We start from the raw sequence: 20,516 nt of genomic DNA on the forward strand, positions 1-20,516 counted from the left end.
GTCCCGTCTTCTCCCGAGCAAACAGAGGTGACCCCATGACTTCACCAAATGGCCCCTTGCGCATCGGCATCGGCGGTCCCGTCGGCTCCGGCAAGACCGCACTCACCGACAAGCTCTGCAAGGCCATGCGCGATCGCTGGTCCATCGCCGTCATCACCAACGACATCTACACCCGCGAGGATGCGGAGGCGCTTGTGCGCATGCAGGCCTTGCCCTCCGACCGGGTCATGGGTGTTGAGACGGGTGGCTGCCCGCACACCGCGATCCGCGAAGATGCGTCGCTCAATCTGCGCGCCATAGATGCGCTCAACGAGCGTCACCCCGACCTTGATGTCATCTTGATTGAATCCGGCGGCGACAATCTTGCCGCCACCTTCTCACCCGATCTGGCTGACCTGACGATCTATGTGATTTCGGTGTGTCAGGGTGAGGAAATCCCGCGCAAGGGCGGCCCGGCGATAACCCGCTCCGATCTTCTGGTGATCAACAAGATGGATCTGGCCCCTCATGTCGGCGCGGATCTTGATGTGATGGCACGGGATGCAGACTCGGGCAGGGCGGGGCGGCCTTTCCTGTTCACCGACATGCGCCGTGGCGCGGGCATTGAGGACGTGGTGGCCTTTATTGCCGAAACCGGCGGTCTCGGCGTCTCTCAGGCCGCCGAATAGCCCGAACCCTCGGGGGTCAGTCGCGCTTGAAATCCGGCAGGCTGTTGAAGGCGGAACGCAGTGCGTCCGACCAGCCTTCGGAAATCGAGCGGTAGTAGGGATCCGTCGCTTCGACGCGCTTTTCATACCCCTTGGTGAGGCTGTCGCGTTCGTAGAACTGCATATCGAGCGGCAATCCCACCGAGAGATTGGATTTCAGCGTTGAATCAAAGGAGACATACAACAGCTTCGCCGCCATCTCGAAGCTCATGTCCGGATCAAGCGCCCGGACCAGGATCGGCTTGCCGTATTTGTGCTCGCCGATCTGGAAGAACGGATTGTCATCGGTAGCCTCGATGAAATTGCCCTCAGGATAAATCAGGAACATGCGCATGGCGCCGCCTGCAATCTGTCCGCCGAGAATGAATGTCGCGCTGAAGGCGGCCTGGCTTTGTGCGCCGTTGTCCGAGGCCGTCTTGATCACCTCGCGCACGGTCTCGCCAACCAGACGCGCAGCCTGAAACATCGAAGGCACTTCCATGATGTCGGGGTTGCGGTCGCCTGCCGCCTTGGTGTGCTCTTCAAGAAGCCCGACCACGGTCTGCGTGGTTGCCAGATTTCCAGCCGACAGCAGTGTGATCAGCCGGTCGCCCGGCTTGCACCACGTGTACATCTTGCGAAATGAGGAGATATTGTCGACGCCCGCATTTGTCCGCGTGTCGGACATGAAAACCAGGCCTTGGTTTAGGCGTATCCCGACACAATAGGTCATTTTGAGCGAATCCAGCTTTCAGCAGAGGTGAATCTTATTGCTCCACTGTGATGCGGACTGCAAGCTGTTCTTCGCCGAAGCCGGTGCGAATACCCGAAATCGGTGCCGCATCGCGGTAATCGAGCCCATAGGCGATGTGGACATAGCGATGATCAGGCGAGATATCGTTGGCCGGATCAAACCCGACCCAGCCCAGACCGTCGACATGCGCTTCGGCCCAGGCGTGACTTGCCGCCTGATTAACGGTCTCTTCCATCATCAGATACCCTGAAACATACCGCGCCGGAAAACTCATCAATCTGGCTGCTGCGACAAATGTCTGGGCGTGATCCTGGCAGACCCCTTGTCCCGAAGCCAATGCGTCTTCCGCCAGTGTTTGTGTCTGGGTTGCGCCCGGAACATAGGACATCGCCTTATGCAAAGCCGTCTTCAGGCTGTGCAATTGGTCCAACGGTTCGCCCTTTTCGATGCCGCGTGCCAGCTCGCGGATGGTTTTGCCCGGCTTTGTCAGGGGCGATTCCCGTTGATACAGCCACAATGGCATATAGCCCTTGTGCGGTCCGAAAACACCGATCTTGTCATAGGTCTCAACGACGCCGGAGGCTACCACGCTGATGGCTTCGGTGTCTCGGCTGGCGCTCACCAGTTCCACCACATTGCCGTAGTGATCAATGTAGCGCGCCTCGACACTGCCGCCGTCCACCTCCGTGTTCCAGGAACTCACGGTCTGCAGCGGGCTGTTTTGCGGGGTCAGCCGCAACCGCTGCAGCGCGTACCGGACAGGTTGCGCATAGGTATAGTCTGTAACATGCGAAATCTTGAGCTGCATCAAATCAGTCCTGGTAGAACCGGTAGGCTTCGGAGATCTCGGCAGCAACCCGGCTGTTCTGGCTGATGAAATCCTGGAGAAATTCGTGCAGCCCTGTGTCCATGATTGACTGTATTTCCCGTTCGCGGAGCATCCCCTGGGTCGCCGCCGCGGTGTCATGGCAGGACTTGCGCGTGCCGTACTGCTTTTCGAGATAAGACAGGTTGGCATTGATCTTGTCGTAGCAATAGGCCAGCGACCGCGGCATCCGGCCGTTCAGGATCAGAAAATCGGCGATATTTGATGGTTTGTAGTCATCTTCATAGACCCAGCCATAGGAACGGTGCGCTGAAACCGATCTCAGAATGGATTCCCATTGCACATTGTCGAGTGACGAACCGACATATGAATTTGCCGGCAGCAGCACGTAGTACTTCACGTCAAGAATCCGCGCGGTGTTGTCGGCGCGCTCGATGAAGGTTCCAATGCGCGAGAAATTGTACCGCTCGGTTCTCAGCATCGTTCCATGGAAAGCTCCGCGGATCAGGCCCGTGCGTTGCTTGATGTTGTCGATAACCGCTGGCATGTCGGCGTTCGGCACGCGGCGTGAAAGCTGAGCCTTGATATCGAGATAGCATTCATTCGTCGCTTCCCAAGCCTCCCGTGTCAGCGCGGTCCGCACCATCCGGCCATTGTTGCGGGCGGCTTCGATCGCCGACAGCACGCTCGATGGGTTTGACTTGTCTCGCAGCAGATAATTGACGGCATCAGCACTTGTGACTTCGGACCGGTTTTCGGAATAGGCGCCGAACACGCCCGAGCTTCGCAGCACCGATTCCCAGTCTTCTTCCTGCCCGTCCATGCGGGTCAGCGACATGCGCAGACCCGCATCAATCAGCCGTGCGGTGTTCTCGGCCCGTTCGATGTAGCGGAACATCCAGAAAAGGCCATTCGCGGTTCTTCCCAGCATGTTCAATCCTCCAGCACCCAAGTGTCTTTGGTGCCACCGCCCTGACTGGAATTGACCACAAGCGACCCTTCCTTGAGTGCGACCCGTGTCAAGCCACCGGGAATGATCTGGATCTTGTTCGAAACCAGAACGAAAGGTCTCAGATCAACATGGCGTGGTGCCAGGCCCTTCTTGACCAGGATCGGCACGGTGGACAGGGAAAGGGTCGGCTGAGCGATGTAATTGCCGGGTTTGGATTTGAGCTTGGCTGCGAATTCTGTCCGTTCCCGTTTGCTCGCTGCCGGTCCCACCAGCATGCCGTAACCGCCCGAGCCATGCACTTCCTTCACCACCAGTTCGGCCAGATTGTCCAGCACATATTGCAGCGTGTCAGGCTCGGAGCAACGGTAGGTCGGCACATTCTCCAGAAGTGGCTTGCGGCCCGTGTAGAACTCCACGATTTCCGGCATGTAGGAATAAATTGCCTTGTCGTCGGCGATCCCGGTGCCTGGTGCATTGGCAATCGTGATGTTGCCTGCGCGATAGACATCCATGATGCCTGGCACGCCCAGCGCCGAGTCCGGTCGGAATGTCAGGGGGTCGAGAAAATCGTCATCAACGCGGCGATAAAGAACATCGATGGCTTCATAACCTTGGATCGTGCGCATGGCGACTTTGCCATTGATCACTCTCAGGTCGGACCCTTCGACCAATTCCACACCCATCTGATCGGCAAGATAGGCATGTTCATAGTAAGCAGAGTTGAAGATGCCCGGCGTCAGCACCGCAATGCGTGGCTTGCCCTCGCATCCCGGAGGCGCGACCGCAGCCAGGCTCTGGCGCAGCAGCTTCGGGTAGTTCTCGACAGGCCGGACCTTGTTGATATGAAACAGTTCCGGAAACATCTGCATCATGGTTTCGCGGTTTTCGAGCATATAGGATACGCCAGACGGTGTCCGGGCATTGTCTTCGAGAACGTAGAACTGACCTTCGCCGGTGCGCACAATGTCAGTCCCGATGATGTGGGTATAGACACCCCCGGGAGGTCGCATCCCGATCATCTCCGGCAGAAAGGCATCATTTTGCTCAATGAGCGAACGGGGAACCCGCCCGGCCTTGATGATCTCCTGCTTATGGTAGATGTCATCGAGAAACGCGTTGAGCGCCACCACGCGCTGTTCAATGCCTTGCGCAAGCTTGCGCCATTCCGATCCGGCAATTATTCGCGGAACCACATCGAAGGGGATCAGTCGTTCAGAGGATTCCTGCTTCCCGTAAACAGCAAATGTGATGCCGGTCTTGCGAAAAACATTTTCAGCATCTCGGGATTTCTTGATCAGATCAGAGGTCTTCTGCTCCGAATGCCAGTCGAAATACCTTTTGTAAGGATCTCGTGGTTCACTTTCCGTGATCAGCATTTCATCGAAAGGCACGTGTTTGGCGCTCCCCTTTTAAGATCATAAGATCGCATCATCAGTAATAAAGCAAGAACCGTGCAACGTTGCGAAACATCTGCATTGAAACCGTTTTCTTGTATAGGACTGCAAACAGCGCCGGGTTTTTGATCTGCGGTGCCCCGCACCTCAACCGCTGGGCTTAGCGCTTGCGCATTTTTGCTTGCGACGCTATCGCTCACATCCTGGCGGCTCCCCGGCGCAGGCTTCAGGTTCCGAACTGCCTGATTTTTAATCAACAGGAACGCCACACCAGGATGCGTGCTCATGACGGTTTCCAATGACACTTGACCGGATTGCGCCGGCTCTGTTTGTGTTGCTTTGGTCAACCGGATGGGTTGCGGCGAAATATGCCAGTCCGCATGCGGACCCACTGACATTCCTGAGTATTCGCTTTTTGCTAGCTGCCGTTCTTTTGGCGGTCATCACAACATTCAGCCGAGCCATTTGGCCATCGACCCGCGCTGGCTGGAGCCACGCCGTGCTGTCAGGCGTTTTGCTGCATGGCCTTTATCTGGGCGGCGTCTGGTGGGCGATCTCGCAAGGCGTGCCGTCATCCCTGTCTGGTCTGATTGCAGCGCTTCAGCCCTTGCTGACGGCTGTGGCCGCGCCCTTTATTGTTGGCGAGCGGCTGACCCCAAGTCAGAAATTCGGTGTTCTGCTGGGCTTTGCGGGCCTTGCCGTCGCCATCGCGCCACGGCTGCTGGAGCTCGATCCGGCCATGCTTCATGTCGCCCTTGTGCCCCTGATCATCAATGTCTTTGCCATGGTCTCGGTGACGGCGGGCACAGTCTATCAAAAACGCTATCTGCAGGAGGGCGACCTGCGCGCCATTGCTTCGCTGCAATATGTCGGCGGTTTTCTCGTGGTCGCCTCGCTGGCACTGCTGATCGAACCTCTGCGGGTCGACTGGACGCTTGAGTTCTTCCTCGCCATGGGCTGGTCGGTGCTCGGCCTGTCGCTGGTCTCGGTCATGCTGCTGCTCTACCTGATCCGGCGCGGCCAGGTGTCACGCGCCGCCTCGCTGACCTATCTGGTGCCGCCTGCCGTCGCCATCGAAAGTTGGATCATGTTTGGTGAAGAACTGACCGTGCCGATGATCATCGGCACTGTGATTGTCGTGATCGGGGTCTGGCTGACCAACCGGAAGACGCGGATTGTTGCCTGATAGGCTCTAGAAATCTGTCGGCACTCCGCCTTCGCCCTTACGCCTTGCCACGAAGGCATCAAGTTCTTCGCGGATCGCCGGATCGAGCGCCGGCGCCTCGTAATTCGCCAAAGTGTCTTTCCAGACCCGGTTGGCGTGATCATAGGTGGTCGGCTGGCCGGCCTGGCTCCAGCTTTCGAAATTGCGCCAGTCCGACAGAATCGGTGAATAGAACGCCGTCTCGTAGCGCGACAGGGTGTGTGCAGTTCCGAAATAATGGCCACCAGGTCCGACTTCGCGGATCGCATCCATGGCCAACGCATCGGGGCTTGTATCGAGCGGGGTCAGGAATTCCGCGACCATCTGCAGCATGTCGACATCGAGAATGAATTTTTCAAACGAGGCGGTCAGTCCGCCCTCCATCCAGCCTGCGGCATGCATGATGAAATTGCCTCCGCCCTGGACCACGGCCCACAGCGACATCATCGATTCATAGGCGGATTGGGCGTCGAGCGTATTGGCCGCGCAGGTGTTTGAGGTCCGGTAAGGAACGCCATAGCGCCGCGCCAGTTGCCCGCCCGCCATCACCGCTTTCATGTATTCAGGCGTTCCGAAGGCCGGTGCGCCGGATTTCATGTCAACATTGGAGGTAAATCCGCCATAGACCACCGGCGCGCCGGGACGGACCAGTTGCGTGAAGGCGATCCCCGCCAGTGCTTCTGCGTTCTGCTGCACCAGCGCGCCTGCGACGGTCACAGGCGCCATGGCGCCCGCCAGTGTGAACGGCGTGATCACCACCACCTGATTGCGGGCCGACATCTCGATGATGCCTTGCAACATCGGCGCATCATAGCGCAGCGGCGAGGATGCGTTGATGATGGTGAACAGGGACGGCTCGGCTTCGAGCTGGTCCGCGCTGATGCCGCGGCCGATCCGGACAATCTCGAGTGCATCGAGATTGCGCTCACGGCCCAGCGAATAGGCATGGAAGGGTTTGTCGGTCAGGCGAACGATATCCGCAAGGCAATCGAGGTGCCGCGTTGATGCATGCAGATCCGTCGGCTCCACCGGATAGCCGCCGGTCATGTGAATGATGTCGAAGGATTGCGCCAGCTTGATCAGGTTGCGGAAATCTTCCTGGGTTCCGGTCCGGCGGCCGTTGTCTCTGTCCGAGCAATAGGGTGCGGACGCAATCTGTGCAAAGGCGATGTTGCGGCCACCAATCTCGATGTTGCGCTCCGGATTGCGCGCATGCAGGGTGAATGGCCCCGGTGCCTTGCGCACAAGATCCATAACGAGGCTGCGGTCAAACCGAACCCGTTCGCTTCCCGGAGCGACATCTGCGCCGGCAGCCTTGAGCCGGTCGCGCGCTTCGCCCAGCATGAAGTCAATGCCGGTCTTTTCAAGAACCGAAAGCGAGGCTTCATGGATGGCTTCCAGGCCCTCATCGGACACAATCGATGATGGATCCATGGTGTTGAGTATCGACCGGTAGCGCAGCGTTGCCGGTGCCTTGCGGCCCTTCCCTCGGTCCCCGCCACGGCCACCGCCGACCCGGCGCCGGCGTTCTGGAGCACCGGCAGTGTTTTCAATGGCCGCTGGAACGATATCGTCGATGCTGCTCATGCGGGTTGCTCCCCAACGCAGGTTTCTCATCGCCCCCGTGTGTTTGCGTCTTCACGCTGGTGGCTGTCACTGTGACGCTATTCCGGGTTTTCACTTCCCGCAAGCAACTCCATGTCGCCTTTCCACGGAAGCTGCTGCAGTGACCGGGCCGCCATGGATCGCTGTCAAAAACGGCGTTGGCGGCCCTTGTCGTGAGATTTCGGCCCTATGGTTAACGCTTTGTTCAAGACAAATGTGCAGTTCTGCTAACCTGTGGCGGGAAGTATGTTCTCAGAAAGGGATCCGGGTTTTGGCAGACATGGGGCGCATAGATGGCGACGACATGTTGAACCGCGCCTATGAGCGCGTTGCTTGCGATTCCAATCCCGCCTTCATAAAGGATTCCGAGCTGCGCTATATCGCAGTCAATGCGGCCTATGCCGAAATGTGGGACTGCGAAGCCGAAACTTTGATTGGTCAGAAAAGCCATGAGTGTTTCGATTCGGTCGAGCAGAACGACAGGGACGAAAAGGAACGTCGCAGTCTTGTGTTCGGCAAGGATCAGGTCGCTCTGTTCGCCCATCCGCTCAAGGACGTCCGGTACCGGATTCGTGTTCAGCGCCAGCGCCAGGAAGATGGCAAGACATTCATCGTTGGTCATTTCGAGCCAATTGCGGGTGTTCGGTTTGAAACCGGCCGCAGCGCCGATCCTGCCGCGGCACATGAGGCGCAAGCAACCTCGCAGCGCGATTTGGCACAACGTGGCCATCACGATCTGCTGCTGGCGGCAATTGAGGCCGCCGCTGTGCCGATGCTGGTAGTTGATGCCGACGACCAGGTGATCGCCGCCAGCAAACATAGCAAAACTGCGACAGGTCCGTGGCTAGAAACCCTGCTTCCTGGCGGCGGAAAGATGCGCCACGTCGCGCAGGAGCCAGCGCATGTGACAGCGGCAGCAGAGCCTCTCCAGGCTCGGCCGCAACCGCCCGTTGGTGTTGAACAATCGAACAACGAAAGTGATTTGCTCGCGCCCGTCAGGGATATTTTCGACGCCATGGATGTCGGCATCGTGATCTATGATGCGAACGATGTTCTGATCTACGTGAACCCGGCCATGGATGCATTGACGGCCCCGGATTACCGTCTCGAGGTCGGAACAGCGCTGCCGGATCTTTTGCAGAAAACCTGTCACATCAAGGAATCTGAAGACCCGGTCGCCAGAGCGGCCTGGATCGAGAATCGTCTGAGCGTTCATCGTCAATTCGGCAGCGCAACGGTCGAACGGCTGACAAATGGCCGATGGTTACGCTTGACCAATCGTCAGCTTGACAACGGGTGTACGCTTGGTCTGCGCATCGACGTCACCGAACTCAAGCAGCGCGAGGCATTGCTGGAAACGCATGCCGCGCAAAATGAACTGTTCCGTGCGATCCTTGATGAGATGCCGGTTTCGAGTTTCGTCAAGGACGAGGACCTGCGCTACGTCTATGTAAACCGCGCTCACCGGAAACTGACCGGCCTTACGCCTGAAGACATGCTCGGCAAAGATGATTTTCGGATCTTTGGAGACCAGGGCCAAGCCTTGCGGGACGTCGACACCAGCGTCATGAGCGGCAATGGCCTTGTTGAATGCGAGATCGAACTCAACGCAACCGACGGCCGCCCGCTGCAACTGATTGACCGAAAGGTGCCTTTCACCGATCCCAGCGGCCAGCGGTTTCTTCTCGGCACCACGATTGATGTAAGCGAACGCAAGCGCCGTGAGGAGGAGGTGTTTGAGGCCCGGCGGTTGGCAGAGATCCACAGGGACGATCTCGAAAGCATTCTTGAGACGATGCATATGGGCGTCATCGTCTTGGACAAGAACCTTGATGTGAAGCTGATAAACAGCGCCTTTTATCGCATTTGGAACGTGGATCAGGACCGCGATCTCACCAATGCCTCATTCAAGGAGGTGATCGAGCTCAATCGGTACAACAACATCTATGATGTTCCCGATAACGACTTCGACAAATACATCGAAACGCGGTTGTCGGAAATCTCTGGCGGTTTTGCTGCACCCCGTGAATTTTCCCGCGCCGATGGCAAGACCTTGATTTACTCGGTGCGCTCGCTTTCCGAAGGCAAGCGCATGGTGACCTATTTCGATGTCACCGAACTCAAACAGCGTGAACATGAGCGGGATCTGGCGCGCGCAGAAGGCGAGCGTGCCAACGAAATTCTCCGCGACGCGGCCAGCGCCATGGCACAAGGCCTGCTGGTGGTGGAAAACAACAGGATACAATTCAGCAACAAGGCATTCTGCGAAATCCTGGACCTGCCGCAAGAACTGGTGAAACCCGGTGAATTGGCAGACAGGTATCTGGATTACTGTGAGGCACGCGGCGATTTCGGAGAAGGCGAAAAGGCTTCAGAGTCTCGCGAAAAGATCCGCCGGACCATTGAGAATGGCAAGCCATACGCTGTCGAACGCAAGTCGGCAAAAAATCGCTGGCTCAAGGTGGATGCCAAGGTCGGTAGCAGCAATGCAATCATTGCGACATTTTCCGATATAACCGCCACAAAACAACGCGAAGCCGAGTTGCATGACCTTCTCGGCAAGGCCGAGACCGCCGATCGTGCCAAGTCTGAGTTCCTTGCCAATATGAGCCATGAAATCCGCACGCCGATGAACGGTGTCCTGGGCATGGCGGAACTCCTGTCCCGCACCGAACTCGACACGAGGCAGCGTACCTTTGCCGACATTATCGTTAAATCTGGCACTGCGTTGCTGACGATCATCAACGACATCCTGGACTTCTCAAAAATAGATGCCGGCCAGCTGACGCTGGAATCTCAACCGTTCGATCTGCGTGAAGCCATCGAAGACGTGGCGACGCTCATTTCGAGCCGCGCTGCGGAAAAAGACATAGAACTGATTGTCCGTATAGATCCCGCGCTGCCGGATTGTCTTGTCGGAGATGTGGGCCGGATCCGCCAGGTGATGACCAATCTGGTCGGCAATGCGATCAAGTTCACTGAAACCGGCCATGTCCTGATCGAAGTGACAGGCAGTCCCGCATCCGAAGGATCCGTGGATCTCACCTTGCGGGTCCACGATACCGGCATCGGAATTCCGCCGGAAAAACTGGATGCGGTGTTTGATAAGTTCTCGCAGGTCGATACATCCTCAACCCGCCGTCATGAAGGAACCGGTCTCGGGCTGGCCATAACGTCACGCCTGGTGGCGCTTATGGATGGGACCATCAGTGCAGAGAGCACTCCGGGCGAGGGGTCGGTCTTCTGTGTCAAGATCACGATGCCTGTCGAAAAGCGGACGGAAACTGTGCGAATTGCCCCGGTTGATGTGTCGGGCGCCCGGGTCCTCGTTATTGATGACAATGCGGTGAACCGGGAAATTCTCATCGAGCAGCTGTCTGCTTGGGAGTTTGATGCATGCGCAGCGGTGTCCGGTGAGGAAGGCCTAAGCGTTCTCAAGGCGGCTTCCGATTACAATGTGGACGTCAATGCGGTGATCCTGGATTACCAGATGCCCGAGCAGGATGGCGCAATGGTCGCCAGGGCGATCCGGAAAAACTATTCTGCCGAGGCATTGCCGATCATCATGCTGACGTCGATGGATGTGAAAGCCAGCGAACCCGATATCCAGACGGAGATCGTACAGGCCACATTGATGAAGCCTGTGCGTTCATCCGAGTTGCTCGAAAAGCTCACAAAGGTGCTGCAGGTTGCCGCGCAGCCAAAACCGGCGGCGGCATTGCCGCAATCACCTGCTGACACAGTGCAAGATCATGATGCGGCAGTCATGGGCGCCGTGGCGGAAACCGGCCCGGCCGATGACGCATGGTCCGCCAAAGCTCAAGACTTGCCATCCGTTTCTGATCAGAGCGCACCGGCCCAGCAATCTGATGCGGAACGCGCTTCTGGACGTCTGGAGATCATGGTGGCCGAGGACAATGAGGTGAACCAGATCGTCTTCACCCAGATCCTCGAAGATCTGGGTGTCAAATACCAGATTGTCGACAATGGCGGCAGCGCGGTGGAACTCTGGAAAATGGCCAACCCCGCGCTGATCTTGATGGATGTTTCCATGCCGGTCATGAATGGGCACCAGGCCACCGAGGCGATCAGAAAAGCTGAGGCTGCCGATCCGGCGCTTGGCCACACGCCTGTCATCGGGGTCACCGCACATGCGCTGACGGGGGATATGGAAAAATGCCTGCAGGCCGGAATGGATGATTATCTCTCCAAACCGATCAGCCCGGAAAAACTTGCAGAGAAGATCCGTGAGTGGCTTCCCGCCGAAATCGCCGACCGGATGAACCAGATCTGATTGAGGCCCGGCCTCAGCCGTATTAACGTCTCGCCGGCGTGCTCTTATCCGATAAGCCTGCCGACACTCATGTCGCGCTTGCCCGAATGGCCGGGGCGTTTCTCGACTTCAAAGCCAGCCGCCTGAAGGTTGCGGCGGACCCAGCCGGCTGCGGAGTAGGTGGCGAAAGTCCCGCCATCCACCGTTTTCTCCGCGACAATCGCAAGCAGGTCCGCTGACCACATCTCGGGGTTTCGTGACGGCGCGAAGCCATCGAGATACCAGGCGTCAGCCTTAAACCTCATATCCGGCATCACCTCGCGGGCAAGGCCATGATGCACATGCAGCCGCACGGTCTTTGCACCTTCACAAAACACAAGCTCAACGTCGCCCTCGGGGTGCGTGGGCCAGGCGCTCACGAGCCTGTTTGTGCGTTCCGTCAAATCGGGCCATGCGGACAGGGCGCGTTCCATCGCCGCGGGTTCAAGCAGGTTGAGCTCAAAAGTGTGAAACACCAGTTCGGCGCCCTCAGCGGCTGCCGCGTCCCAAGCTTCCCAGGTTTCGAGAAAGTTCAGCCCGGTGCCAAAACCGAGTTCCCCGATGGTGAAAAGCGAGGCCGGAACGAACCGTTCCGGCAGACCGTTTCCAGCCAGAAACACATGTCTCGATTCAGCCCGGCCATCGGCCTGTGAATAATAGAAGTCGCCAAATTCCTCCGAATAAGGCATATCGCCTTCGCGCCAGGTGAGTTTGTCCTGACGGGTTTGGTCTTCGCTTTTGGATTGGAAAGGGGTGGTCATGGTGGTTGCCGATAACGGCCTGGATGGCAGTGGTCAACCATCGTCGGACCTTGTGGTCGTCGGTGCGGGTATCGCAGGACTGTGGCTGGCGCTCAAAGCTGCACGTGTCGGGCTGTCGGTGACACTGATCGAACGTGACCAGATCGGCAATGGCGCCAGCGGCGGTTTTCTCGGCGCCTTGATGCCGCACAGCCCCGAGCGTTGGAATGGCAAGAAGGACTTCCAGTTCCGTGCGCTGGTTGATCTTGAAGACGAAGTAGCGCGCCTTGAAAGCGAAACCGGACTGCCCTGCGGTTACCGGCGCGTGGGCCGGTTGCTGCCTTTGCAAAGCGCAAGGGCACGAGAAGCGGCGCTGGAGAACGTGGCCAACGCGCACACAAATTGGGGTGCCCGGTTCAGCTTTGATGTTGCAAACACGCCTGACAAGCATGACTGGCCCAGCATTCTCTGGGCGCCGCACGGCATTGTGCATGAGACCCTGTCGGCCCGGCTTTCACCACCGGCTCTGATCGCCGCTCTCGCGGCGCGCCTTGCCGCGTTGCCCAACGTGACCATTTGCCAAGAGCTGGCGCTGACCGGCATTGACCATGAGCGGCGCTTGGCGCGTTTGTCAGACGGATCAAAGCTCCCGTTCGGCCATATTGCGCTCGCCAATGGCGTGGACGCATTCGGGTTTGTCGCCCAAGCCCACGGCGTTCCTGGTCTTGAACTTGGCGGCGCGGTCAAGGGGCAGGCGGCGCTGCTTGATGCCGGTGCGCCGCCCGATCTTCCGCTTGTCTATCATGACGGTGTCTATGTGCTGGTTCACCAGAACGGTCTTGTCGCCATCGGCTCAACCAGCGAACGGGAGTTTGAACAGGCAACCGAAACCGATGAACAGCTCAATGAATTGATCAAGCGCGCACGCAAGCTCTGTCCGCTGATCAAGGACGCGCCCGTGGTCGGGCGATGGGCCAATGTCCGCCCCCGCGCAGCTGGACGCGATCCGATGCTGGGCCCGGTGCCTGCTGCACCCCATGTGCTCGCCATGGCCGGCGGCTTCAAGATCAGCTTCGGGATCGCCCATCGCATGGCCGATTGCCTGATCGCCCGGGTGACCGACACAAAGGGTCCGGATGTTCCCGTCAGCTTCGCGGTGGAAAGCCACGCGGCGAAGGCTGCACAGGCGCAAGCCCGCCCCTGAAACAGGCGCAACAGCTTGCGGTTTTTCTTCAAAGCGCGCCACTCGACATCTGCGTCCCGGATGATAGCGTTGTGGCTGTGATTGCCTCGCTGCACCGGCGCCCGGACGCGGCATTTCAAACAATGGACCAAGACATGTATCAGTCAGACTACCCCCGCGACCTGATCGGCTACGGACGCACCCCGCCGGATCCGAAATGGCCCTCAGGCGCCCATTGCGCGGTGCAATTCGTCGTCAATTATGAAGAAGGTGGTGAAAGCTGCATCCTGGATGGCGATCCGGCGTCCGAGTCCCTGCTCTCCGAGATCGTTGGCGCTCAGCCCTGGCCGGGCCAGCGCAGCATGAACATGGAATCGCTCTATGAATACGGGTCCCGCGCCGGGTTCTGGCGGCTCTGGCGGCTGTTCACCGAGCGCAACATGCCGGTCACGGTCTATGGCGTGGCGCTCGCCATGCAGCGCAATCCGGAAGCCGTGGCGGCGATGAAGGAAGCGGACTGGGAGATCGCCAGTCACGGCCTGCGCTGGCTCGAGTACAAGGATTTCCCGGAAGCGGAAGAACGCCGGCACATCGCCGAATGCGTTCGAATTCACACCGAAGTCACCGGCTCGCGACCTCTCGGCATCTACCAGGGCAAGCCCTCGGTCAACACCTTGCGTCTGGTGATGGAGGAGGGTGGTTTTGCCTATTCAGCCGATTCCTACGCCGATGAGCTGCCCTATTGGGTAGAGGGTCCCAAAGGTCCGCACCTTGTTGTGCCCTACACGCTTGACGCCAACGACATGCGCTTTGCCACCCCGCAGGGCTTCAATTCCGGCGATCAGTTCTTCACCTATCTCAAGGACACGTTCGACGTGCTGATGGCGGAAGGCGCGGCTGGCAGTCCGAAGATGATGTCGATCGGGCTGCACTGCCGGCTTGTTGGGCGTCCCGGACGGGCGGCGGCGCTGGCGCGGTTCCTCGATTATGTCGGCTCCCACGACAAGGCCTGGGTCACACGCCGCATCGACATCGCCAATCATTGGCATGCCCATCACCATCCGGGGACGGGTGCATGATTGAACGTGGTGAATTTGTCCGGCTCTATGGTGGTGTGTTCGAACATTCCCCCTGGATCGCCGAGCGCGCCTATGATCACGGCCGAATTGCTGCGCCTTTGATGGCAGACGCGCTCCATGAGGCACTGTGCGCCGAGTTCCGCGCAGCCAGCCGGGAAGAGCGCCTTGGTGTCCTCCGGGCACACCCGGATCTGGCCGGAAAGCTTGCCATCGACGGCGAGCTGACCGCAGAATCGACCGCGGAACAGGCTGGCGCCGGGCTCGACCGGCTGAGCGCAGATGAGCATGCCCGTTTCACCGAATTGAACGAGCGCTACATGCATGACCTTGGCTTTCCGTTCATCATTGCGGTCAAGGGGCTCGGCAAGGACGACATACTCAAGGCCTTTGAAGCGCGCGTCGCCAATGACGTGAACACCGAGTTTGCGACCGCCTGCGCGCAGGTGGAGCGGATTGCTGGTCTGCGCATTGCGGCGCTGTTGCCGCAGGAGAGCGCATAGATGCAAGAGCTCAAGCTCGAACAACTGACGCCGGCAGATTTCGCTCCGTTTGGCGTTGTGCTGGACAAGGATCTCGCCGAAAAGCGGATGATCAATGAGGGCACCACCGAGCGCTTTCATGCGCTGGCCATGGCCGATACCGAAGCCGAAGGCGGACGCACCATCCTGTCGCTGTTTCGCGGTCAGCCGCGCGTCTTTCCTTACAGGATCACGATGATGGAGCGGCATCCGCTCGGCAGCCAGGCCTTTTTCCCGGTCACAAACCGGACTTGGATTGCCGTTGTTGCCCTCGATGACGACGGCAGACCGGGCGAGCCGCGCGCATTCCGGGTGCCAGGCAACACTGGTTTGCAGTATGGTCGAAACATCTGGCATCATCCGCTGATCGCGGTTGGTGAGCCGAGCCAGTTTCTGGTGATGGACAGGGAAGGTGAGGGCGACAATCTCGAGGAGATTGGCTATCCCGCCCCTTATGTGATCACTGAACCCTGAAGACAAAAAGGAGGAGACGCCGATGGCCGCCCAACCGCTTCCCACAGGAGGCCGACTGACCACCCATGTGCTTGACACCGCGCGTGGCTGCCCCGCGGCCAAATTGGTGATCGAACTGGTGCGGGTCGAGGGCCAGAACCACCGATTGATCAAGACCGTGAGAACCAATTCCGATGGACGTGTTGACGGTCCGCTGCTTGCGGGCCCTGATCTTGCGGGTGGGGTCTACGAACTGGTGTTTCATGCCGGGGATTATCTGCGCGGTACCGGTGAGACGTTGCCTGATCCGGCATTTCTCGATGTGATCCCGATCCGCTTCGGCATCGCGGACACGAGCGCGCATTATCATGTGCCGCTGCTGATCTCGGCCTATGCCTATTCCACCTATCGCGGCAGCTGACGGCCAGACGTGGTGTGCCTTGCCGCAGCGTGTAGAAGAAGAGCCATGGTCCGGAAAAAGCGAAAGCCGCGTGGCAGTACATCCGTGCTCACGCGACTTATAAGCGACCCTTTAAAAAGCCGCTGCTGACTTACAGCTTGCAGGATGGTGTTTAACAAACAGTTAAGACGGAAATGTGACGGTTGTCCGGTTCCTGCTCAATCAACCGAAACCGGTTCGCCTGCGACGTAGACCGCCCGCACCGACCGGTCATCGCCCAGCGTCTGCAGCAGGAACAACTCCTCCTCCAGCCGCGTGACGGTCTCCATCCTGATGTCCATCGCCGGCGTGGCTGATGCATCAAGCGCAATGATGTCGGCGTCACTGCCTGGCTCCAGCGTGCCGATGCGGTCTGTCAGTCCCAGAGCTTCGGCATTGCCGCGCGTCACCTGCCAGAAACTCTCGATCGGCGGCACCCGGTGGCCGCGCAATTGCTGGATCTTGTAGGCTTCATCGAGCGTCCGGAGCATCGAGTAGCTTGAGCCGCCGCCAATATCGGTGGCGATCGCCGTGCGCACGCCATGCGCCTTGAGGCGTTTGAGATCAAACAGGCCCGAGCCGAGAAACAGATTGGATGTCGGGCAATGCACGGCAATCGCCCCGGCTTCCGCAATCGCGCCCATCTCGCGGTCCGAAAGATGGATGGCGTGCCCGAGCAGCATCTTGCCGGTCAGCAGCCCGTAGCGCGCGTAGACATCGGTATAGTCCTTGGCTTCGGGGTAGAGTTCGAGCGTGTAGGCGATCTCGGCGTCATTTTCCGACAGGTGGGTCTGGATCAGGAGATCGGGATGTTCGCGCGCCAGCGTGCCTGCGGCTTCGAGCTGCGCTGGCGTCGAGGTGATGGCGAAGCGTGGTGTGATCGCCACATGATTGCGGGCCTGGCCATGCCATTCAGCGATCACCGCCTTGGTGTCGTCATAGCTTGATTGCGCGGTGTCTGTGAGCGCATCGGGGGCATTGCGGTCCATCATCACCTTGCCGCCGACCATCAGCAGGTTGCGCCGCGCTGCTTCCGCGAAATAGGCGTCGGCCGAGCCCTTGTGCACCGAGCAGTAGGCAACGGCCGTGGTCGTGCCCTGACGCAGCAATTCGTCAAAGAACAGCTTTGCCAGACGCTTCGCATGAGCCTCATCGGCGAAGCGCTGTTCCTCGACGAAGGTGTAGGTGTTGAGCCATTCAAGCAGATTGGCGGCATAGCTCGCCGTCACCTGCATCTGCGGGAAATGGATGTGCGGATCAATGAACCCGGGCATCAAGAGATGCGGGCGGTGGTCGATAGTTTCGACACCGTCAGATGCCTGGCCGATGACGCTATCATAGGTGCCTGCGGCAATGATCTTGCCATAAGCGATCAGCAGCGCGCCGTCTTCCTCATAGACATAGCTCTGATGGTCATCGCGTGCCTGTGGCCGTGACACAAAGCTCAAGGTCCGGCCACGCAGCAGCCGCATGGTCATTGGTCCGCCGCCCCGGCCACAGCGGATTCGTACCAGGCCACGATCAGGCGGCGTTCCTCGGGCTCGATATAGGTGATGTTGCCCGGCGGCATCGCATGGCTTCGTCCTGCCTGCAGATAGATCTCGCGCGCATGGCGGGCGATGTCGGCCTCTGTCTCGAGCTTCACGTCTTTCGGTGCGTGGGCAATGCCGTCCCAGAACGGCTCCGCCGCGTGGCACATCGAGCAACGTCCCATGATGGTCTCGCTGACGGCCTGAAAATGCGCGTTGTCGATGAACTGCTGATGCACCGGCGCGAGCGCCGACTCTTCAATCGCTTCATCGCTGCGCGGCAGGCTCGAAAGCCACATTACCGCAATGAACAGGGCAGCCGTGGCGGCCCAGGTCCAGTGCGGCTTGCCCTTGCGCGCGTGAACGGTGTTGAACCAGTGCCGGATGGTCACGCCCATCAGGAACACCAGCGAGGCGATCAGCCAGTTGTACGGCGTGGCGAAGGCCAGCGGATAATGGTTCGACAGCATCAGGAAGATCACCGGCAGGGTGAGGTAGTTGTTGTGCAGCGAGCGCTGCTTGGCGATACGGCCATATTTCGGATCCGGCGTCCGTCCGGCCTTGAGATCGGCGACAACCACCTTCTGGTTGGGGATGATGATCATCGCCACATTGGCGCTCATGATCGTGGCGGTGAACGCGCCCAGATGCAGAAGTGCCGCGCGGCCGGTGAAGACCTGGGTGTAGCCCCATGCCATGGCGACCAGCACGCCAAACAGCACCACCATCAGCCCCGTCGTGCTCTTCCCGATGGGGGATTTGCACAGCACATCATAGATGATCCATCCGAGCACGATCGAAGCCAGCGAAATGCCGATCGCCACCGGTGCGGAGACGTCGAGCACATTGGTGTCGATCAGATAGAGTTCGGCACCGGCATAATAGACCACGCACAGCAGCGCAAAGCCCGACAGCCAGGTGGCGTAGCTCTCCCACTTGAACCAGGTCAGGTGCTCGGGCAACCGCTCGGGCGCGACCAGATATTTCTGGATATGGTAGAACCCGCCGCCATGTACCTGCCATTCCTCGCCATAGGCACCTGCAGGCAGGCCTGGCCGCTGCACCAGGCCCAGATCAAGCGCGATGAAATAAAACGACGAGCCGATCCATGCAATGGCGGTGATCACATGCAGCCAGCGCACGGCGAAGCTGAGCCATTCCCACACCAAGGGATACTCATACAGAAACTCGGACATTGGTGCCCCTCGCACTTTGTTGCAGCATTTTTTGCAGTGCACATGATGCGCAATGCCAGGCGGAATGAAAAGCCCGCGGGCACTTTCACACGGATGAATCAGTTCCGGGTTTTTCCTGATAATCGAAGGCATGGGTGCGCCGGTTCGCATGAATTCATCTGCCTTTCGTTTTTCCACAGCTCCTGTCACAAACCTGTTTTCTGTTGCCGGATAAAAGGCCAGACGCTACGTATCTCTTTCGGGATGCGTTCGTTTTCACGCGTTTCCCTGCAAGGGAGGATTATCAAATGAAGAAGTTTATCGCTGCCGGCGTTTTCGCCGCTCTGATGGCTGGTGTCGCACCGGCTACCGCCGCAACCCAGATTGATTTCTGGCATGCCTTCTCGGGACGACTCGGAGAGTTGCTCGATGAACAGGTTTCGAAGTTCAACGCGTCGCAGAGCGACTATGTTGTGGTCGCCACCAGCAAGGGCAATTACTCCGAAACCCTCAATGCAGGCATCGCCGCGTTCCGCGCCGGTGAACAGCCTGACATTCTTCAGGTTTTTGAAGTCGGCACCGCCACGATGATGGCCGCCAAGGGCGCCATCAAGCCGGTCTATGAAGTGATGGCCGAATCAGGTCTGCCGTTTGACCAGTCAGCCTATCTCGCAGCCGTCACTGGATACTACACCACCACCGACGGCGAGATGTTGTCGTTGCCCTACAACTCATCGACCCCGGTGCTTTACGTCAACAAGGATGCTCTAACAGCCGCAGGTCTTGATCCGGAAATGGATCTGTCGACCTGGGACAAGGTCGGAACCGCGCTCGATGCGCTCAAGGCGTCGGGTTCCAAATGCCCGATGACGACCGCCTGGCAAAGCTGGGTTCATCTGGAGAACCTCTCCGCCTATCACAATGTGCCCTTTGCCACGAAGGACAACGGCTTTGCCGGTCTGGATACTGAACTGGCACTGAATGGCGACGTTCAGGTCAAGCACATCGAAACCTTCGGTCAGTGGGCGAAGGATGGCAAGTTCATCTATTCGGGCCGCCGCAATGAAGGCGGCGCGACCTTCCGCGCCGGGGAGTGCGGTCTGTTCACCGAATCCTCCGCCGGTTATGCAGGCGTGAAGAATGAAGCCACTTTCGACTTTGCCATCCGGCCGTTGCCTTACTGGAGTGAAGTCGACGGCGCACCGCAGAACACCATCATCGGTGGGGCGTCTCTCTGGGTCATGGAAGGCCAGACCCCGGAAGAGTACAAGGGCGTTGCAGCCTTCTTCAACTTCCTGTCGAGTTCTGACATCCAGGCCAAATGGCATCAGGACACCGGCTACCTGCCAATCACCATGGCCGCTTATGAAGCCACCAAGGCTTCGGGCTTCTATGATGAGAACCCCGGCACGGATATCGCCATCATCCAGATGACAGGCAAGGCTCCGACCGCAAACTCCAAGGGCTTGCGTCTGGGCAGCTTTGACCAGATCCGCGGCATCATCGATGAAGAGCTGGAGGGTGTGTGGAATGGCTCGAAGACCGCAAAGGAAGCGCTCGACTCAGCTGCCGTACGCGGCGATGAGCTGCTCCGCCGTTTCGAGCAGGCCAACCGCTAAGACCAATGAACCGGCGGAGCCTTTGATGGCTCCGCCGGCCCCTTATTC

The 20,516-nt window shown here is 58.9% G+C and carries 18 protein-coding genes; 9 read left to right on the forward strand and 9 right to left on the reverse strand.

The annotated features are described in order from the left end of the window. Positions 1-35 precede the first annotated feature (35 nt). A complete protein-coding gene (gene ureG, locus HPDFL43_RS06020) occupies positions 36-668 on the forward strand; it encodes an urease accessory protein UreG (RefSeq protein ID WP_040449097.1) in 633 nt (210 codons plus the stop codon). Between the two features lie 16 nt (positions 669-684). Here ureG and HPDFL43_RS06025 read toward each other — a convergent pair whose 3' ends face one another. Genes HPDFL43_RS06025 through HPDFL43_RS21895 form a run of 5 tightly spaced genes read right to left on the reverse strand, consistent with a single transcriptional unit; the run spans position 685 to position 4,899 of the window. Next, positions 685-1,419 carry a proteasome-type protease gene (locus HPDFL43_RS06025; protein ID WP_007196394.1) on the reverse strand — a complete coding sequence of 245 codons (735 nt, stop codon included), beginning with the start codon at positions 1,417-1,419 and terminating at the stop codon, positions 685-687. 34 nt (positions 1,420-1,453) lie between these two features. Further along, the gene (locus HPDFL43_RS06030) at positions 1,454-2,248 is read right to left on the reverse strand and encodes a transglutaminase family protein (RefSeq protein ID WP_007196395.1); all 795 of its coding nucleotides are present in this window, start codon (positions 2,246-2,248) and stop codon (positions 1,454-1,456) included. 4 nt (positions 2,249-2,252) lie between these two features. Beyond that, entirely contained in the window at positions 2,253-3,197 is a 945-nt protein-coding gene (locus HPDFL43_RS06035; protein ID WP_040449098.1) for an alpha-E domain-containing protein, read from the reverse strand. Positions 3,198-3,199: 2 nt separating this feature from the next. After that, complete coding sequence (locus HPDFL43_RS06040) at positions 3,200-4,594, reverse strand: circularly permuted type 2 ATP-grasp protein (RefSeq protein ID WP_007196397.1); 1,395 nt, start codon at positions 4,592-4,594, stop codon at positions 3,200-3,202. Continuing rightward, a complete protein-coding gene (locus HPDFL43_RS21895) occupies positions 4,588-4,899 on the reverse strand; it encodes a hypothetical protein (protein WP_156970208.1) in 312 nt (103 codons plus the stop codon). The genes HPDFL43_RS06040 and HPDFL43_RS21895 overlap by 7 nt, the downstream gene beginning before the upstream one ends. Positions 4,900-4,910: 11 nt before the next feature. On the opposite strand from HPDFL43_RS21895, the gene HPDFL43_RS06045 reads away from it, so the two are divergent. After that, positions 4,911-5,798 carry a DMT family transporter gene (locus HPDFL43_RS06045; protein ID WP_007196398.1) on the forward strand — a complete coding sequence of 296 codons (888 nt, stop codon included), beginning with the start codon at positions 4,911-4,913 and terminating at the stop codon, positions 5,796-5,798. A gap of 6 nt (positions 5,799-5,804) precedes the next feature. Here the strand turns inward: HPDFL43_RS06045 and HPDFL43_RS06050 are convergent, their stop codons facing one another. Beyond that, positions 5,805-7,403 (reverse strand): trimethylamine methyltransferase family protein, encoded by a 1,599-nt coding sequence (locus tag HPDFL43_RS06050; RefSeq protein WP_007196399.1) that lies wholly within the window; start codon positions 7,401-7,403, stop codon positions 5,805-5,807. 298 nt (positions 7,404-7,701) lie between these two features. On the opposite strand from HPDFL43_RS06050, the gene HPDFL43_RS06055 reads away from it, so the two are divergent. Then, positions 7,702-11,715: a PAS domain-containing hybrid sensor histidine kinase/response regulator gene (locus HPDFL43_RS06055; protein ID WP_007196400.1), complete on the forward strand. Its 4,014-nt coding sequence runs from the start codon at positions 7,702-7,704 to the stop codon at positions 11,713-11,715. 44 nt (positions 11,716-11,759) lie between these two features. On the opposite strand, the gene mnmC2 is transcribed toward HPDFL43_RS06055, so the two are convergent. Next, the gene (gene mnmC2, locus HPDFL43_RS06060) at positions 11,760-12,494 is read right to left on the reverse strand and encodes a tRNA (5-methylaminomethyl-2-thiouridine)(34)-methyltransferase MnmC2 (protein WP_007196401.1); all 735 of its coding nucleotides are present in this window, start codon (positions 12,492-12,494) and stop codon (positions 11,760-11,762) included. Here mnmC2 and HPDFL43_RS06065 point away from each other — a divergent pair. The 5 genes from HPDFL43_RS06065 (at position 12,493) to uraH (ending at position 16,127) form a co-directional block, all read left to right on the forward strand. After that, positions 12,493-13,677, forward strand: coding sequence for an NAD(P)/FAD-dependent oxidoreductase (locus HPDFL43_RS06065; protein ID WP_007196402.1), 1,185 nt, complete (start codon positions 12,493-12,495; stop codon positions 13,675-13,677). The genes mnmC2 and HPDFL43_RS06065 overlap by 2 nt on opposite strands. A 134-nt stretch (positions 13,678-13,811) precedes the next feature. Beyond that, the gene (gene puuE / locus HPDFL43_RS06070) at positions 13,812-14,735 is read left to right on the forward strand and encodes an allantoinase PuuE (protein WP_040449099.1); all 924 of its coding nucleotides are present in this window, start codon (positions 13,812-13,814) and stop codon (positions 14,733-14,735) included. Further along, on the forward strand, positions 14,732-15,235 hold the full coding sequence (uraD, locus tag HPDFL43_RS06075; protein ID WP_007196404.1) for a 2-oxo-4-hydroxy-4-carboxy-5-ureidoimidazoline decarboxylase: 504 nt from the start codon (positions 14,732-14,734) through the stop codon (positions 15,233-15,235). Before puuE ends, uraD begins: the two co-directional genes overlap by 4 nt. Next, the gene (locus HPDFL43_RS06080) at positions 15,236-15,727 is read left to right on the forward strand and encodes an ureidoglycolate lyase (RefSeq protein ID WP_007196405.1); all 492 of its coding nucleotides are present in this window, start codon (positions 15,236-15,238) and stop codon (positions 15,725-15,727) included. It abuts the gene before it with no gap. Between the two features lie 22 nt (positions 15,728-15,749). Then, the gene (uraH, locus tag HPDFL43_RS06085; protein WP_007196406.1) at positions 15,750-16,127 is read left to right on the forward strand and encodes a hydroxyisourate hydrolase; all 378 of its coding nucleotides are present in this window, start codon (positions 15,750-15,752) and stop codon (positions 16,125-16,127) included. A gap of 197 nt (positions 16,128-16,324) precedes the next feature. Here uraH and guaD read toward each other — a convergent pair whose 3' ends face one another. Together guaD and HPDFL43_RS06095 are read right to left on the reverse strand one after the other, a co-directional pair. Continuing rightward, complete coding sequence (gene guaD, locus HPDFL43_RS06090; RefSeq protein WP_007196407.1) at positions 16,325-17,623, reverse strand: guanine deaminase; 1,299 nt, start codon at positions 17,621-17,623, stop codon at positions 16,325-16,327. Next, positions 17,620-18,858 (reverse strand): urate hydroxylase PuuD, encoded by a 1,239-nt coding sequence (locus HPDFL43_RS06095; protein WP_040449763.1) that lies wholly within the window; start codon positions 18,856-18,858, stop codon positions 17,620-17,622. The genes guaD and HPDFL43_RS06095 overlap by 4 nt, the downstream gene beginning before the upstream one ends. Positions 18,859-19,157: 299 nt before the next feature. On the opposite strand from HPDFL43_RS06095, the gene ugpB reads away from it, so the two are divergent. Beyond that, positions 19,158-20,468: a sn-glycerol-3-phosphate ABC transporter substrate-binding protein UgpB gene (gene ugpB, locus HPDFL43_RS06100; protein WP_007196410.1), complete on the forward strand. Its 1,311-nt coding sequence runs from the start codon at positions 19,158-19,160 to the stop codon at positions 20,466-20,468. The last annotated feature ends 48 nt before the right edge of the window (positions 20,469-20,516 follow it).

The sequence above is a fragment of the Hoeflea phototrophica DFL-43 genome, assembly GCF_000154705.2.
GTDB classification, from domain to species: Bacteria; Pseudomonadota; Alphaproteobacteria; order Rhizobiales; family Rhizobiaceae; genus Hoeflea; species Hoeflea phototrophica.

What these genes read in the sequence shown, in the direction of transcription:
- HPDFL43_RS06030 (WP_007196395.1), bottom strand. Translation starts at nt 2,248, where the DNA reads ATGCAGCTCAAGATTTCGCATGTTACAGACTATACCTATGCGCAACCT.
- guaD (WP_007196407.1), bottom strand. Translation starts at nt 17,623, where the DNA reads ATGACCATGCGGCTGCTGCGTGGCCGGACCTTGAGCTTTGTGTCACGG.
- HPDFL43_RS06035 (WP_040449098.1), bottom strand. Translation starts at nt 3,197, where the DNA reads ATGCTGGGAAGAACCGCGAATGGCCTTTTCTGGATGTTCCGCTACATC.
- HPDFL43_RS06045 (WP_007196398.1), top strand. Translation starts at nt 4,911, where the DNA reads ATGACACTTGACCGGATTGCGCCGGCTCTGTTTGTGTTGCTTTGGTCA.
- mnmC2 (WP_007196401.1), bottom strand. Translation starts at nt 12,494, where the DNA reads ATGACCACCCCTTTCCAATCCAAAAGCGAAGACCAAACCCGTCAGGAC.
- HPDFL43_RS06025 (WP_007196394.1), bottom strand. Translation starts at nt 1,419, where the DNA reads ATGACCTATTGTGTCGGGATACGCCTAAACCAAGGCCTGGTTTTCATG.
- puuE (WP_040449099.1), top strand. Translation starts at nt 13,812, where the DNA reads ATGTATCAGTCAGACTACCCCCGCGACCTGATCGGCTACGGACGCACC.
- ureG (WP_040449097.1), top strand. Translation starts at nt 36, where the DNA reads ATGACTTCACCAAATGGCCCCTTGCGCATCGGCATCGGCGGTCCCGTC.
- uraD (WP_007196404.1), top strand. Translation starts at nt 14,732, where the DNA reads ATGATTGAACGTGGTGAATTTGTCCGGCTCTATGGTGGTGTGTTCGAA.
- ugpB (WP_007196410.1), top strand. Translation starts at nt 19,158, where the DNA reads ATGAAGAAGTTTATCGCTGCCGGCGTTTTCGCCGCTCTGATGGCTGGT.
- uraH (WP_007196406.1), top strand. Translation starts at nt 15,750, where the DNA reads ATGGCCGCCCAACCGCTTCCCACAGGAGGCCGACTGACCACCCATGTG.
- HPDFL43_RS06080 (WP_007196405.1), top strand. Translation starts at nt 15,236, where the DNA reads ATGCAAGAGCTCAAGCTCGAACAACTGACGCCGGCAGATTTCGCTCCG.
- HPDFL43_RS06065 (WP_007196402.1), top strand. Translation starts at nt 12,493, where the DNA reads ATGGTGGTTGCCGATAACGGCCTGGATGGCAGTGGTCAACCATCGTCG.
- HPDFL43_RS06050 (WP_007196399.1), bottom strand. Translation starts at nt 7,403, where the DNA reads ATGAGCAGCATCGACGATATCGTTCCAGCGGCCATTGAAAACACTGCC.
- HPDFL43_RS06040 (WP_007196397.1), bottom strand. Translation starts at nt 4,594, where the DNA reads ATGCTGATCACGGAAAGTGAACCACGAGATCCTTACAAAAGGTATTTC.
- HPDFL43_RS06055 (WP_007196400.1), top strand. Translation starts at nt 7,702, where the DNA reads ATGGGGCGCATAGATGGCGACGACATGTTGAACCGCGCCTATGAGCGC.
- HPDFL43_RS21895 (WP_156970208.1), bottom strand. Translation starts at nt 4,899, where the DNA reads ATGAGCACGCATCCTGGTGTGGCGTTCCTGTTGATTAAAAATCAGGCA.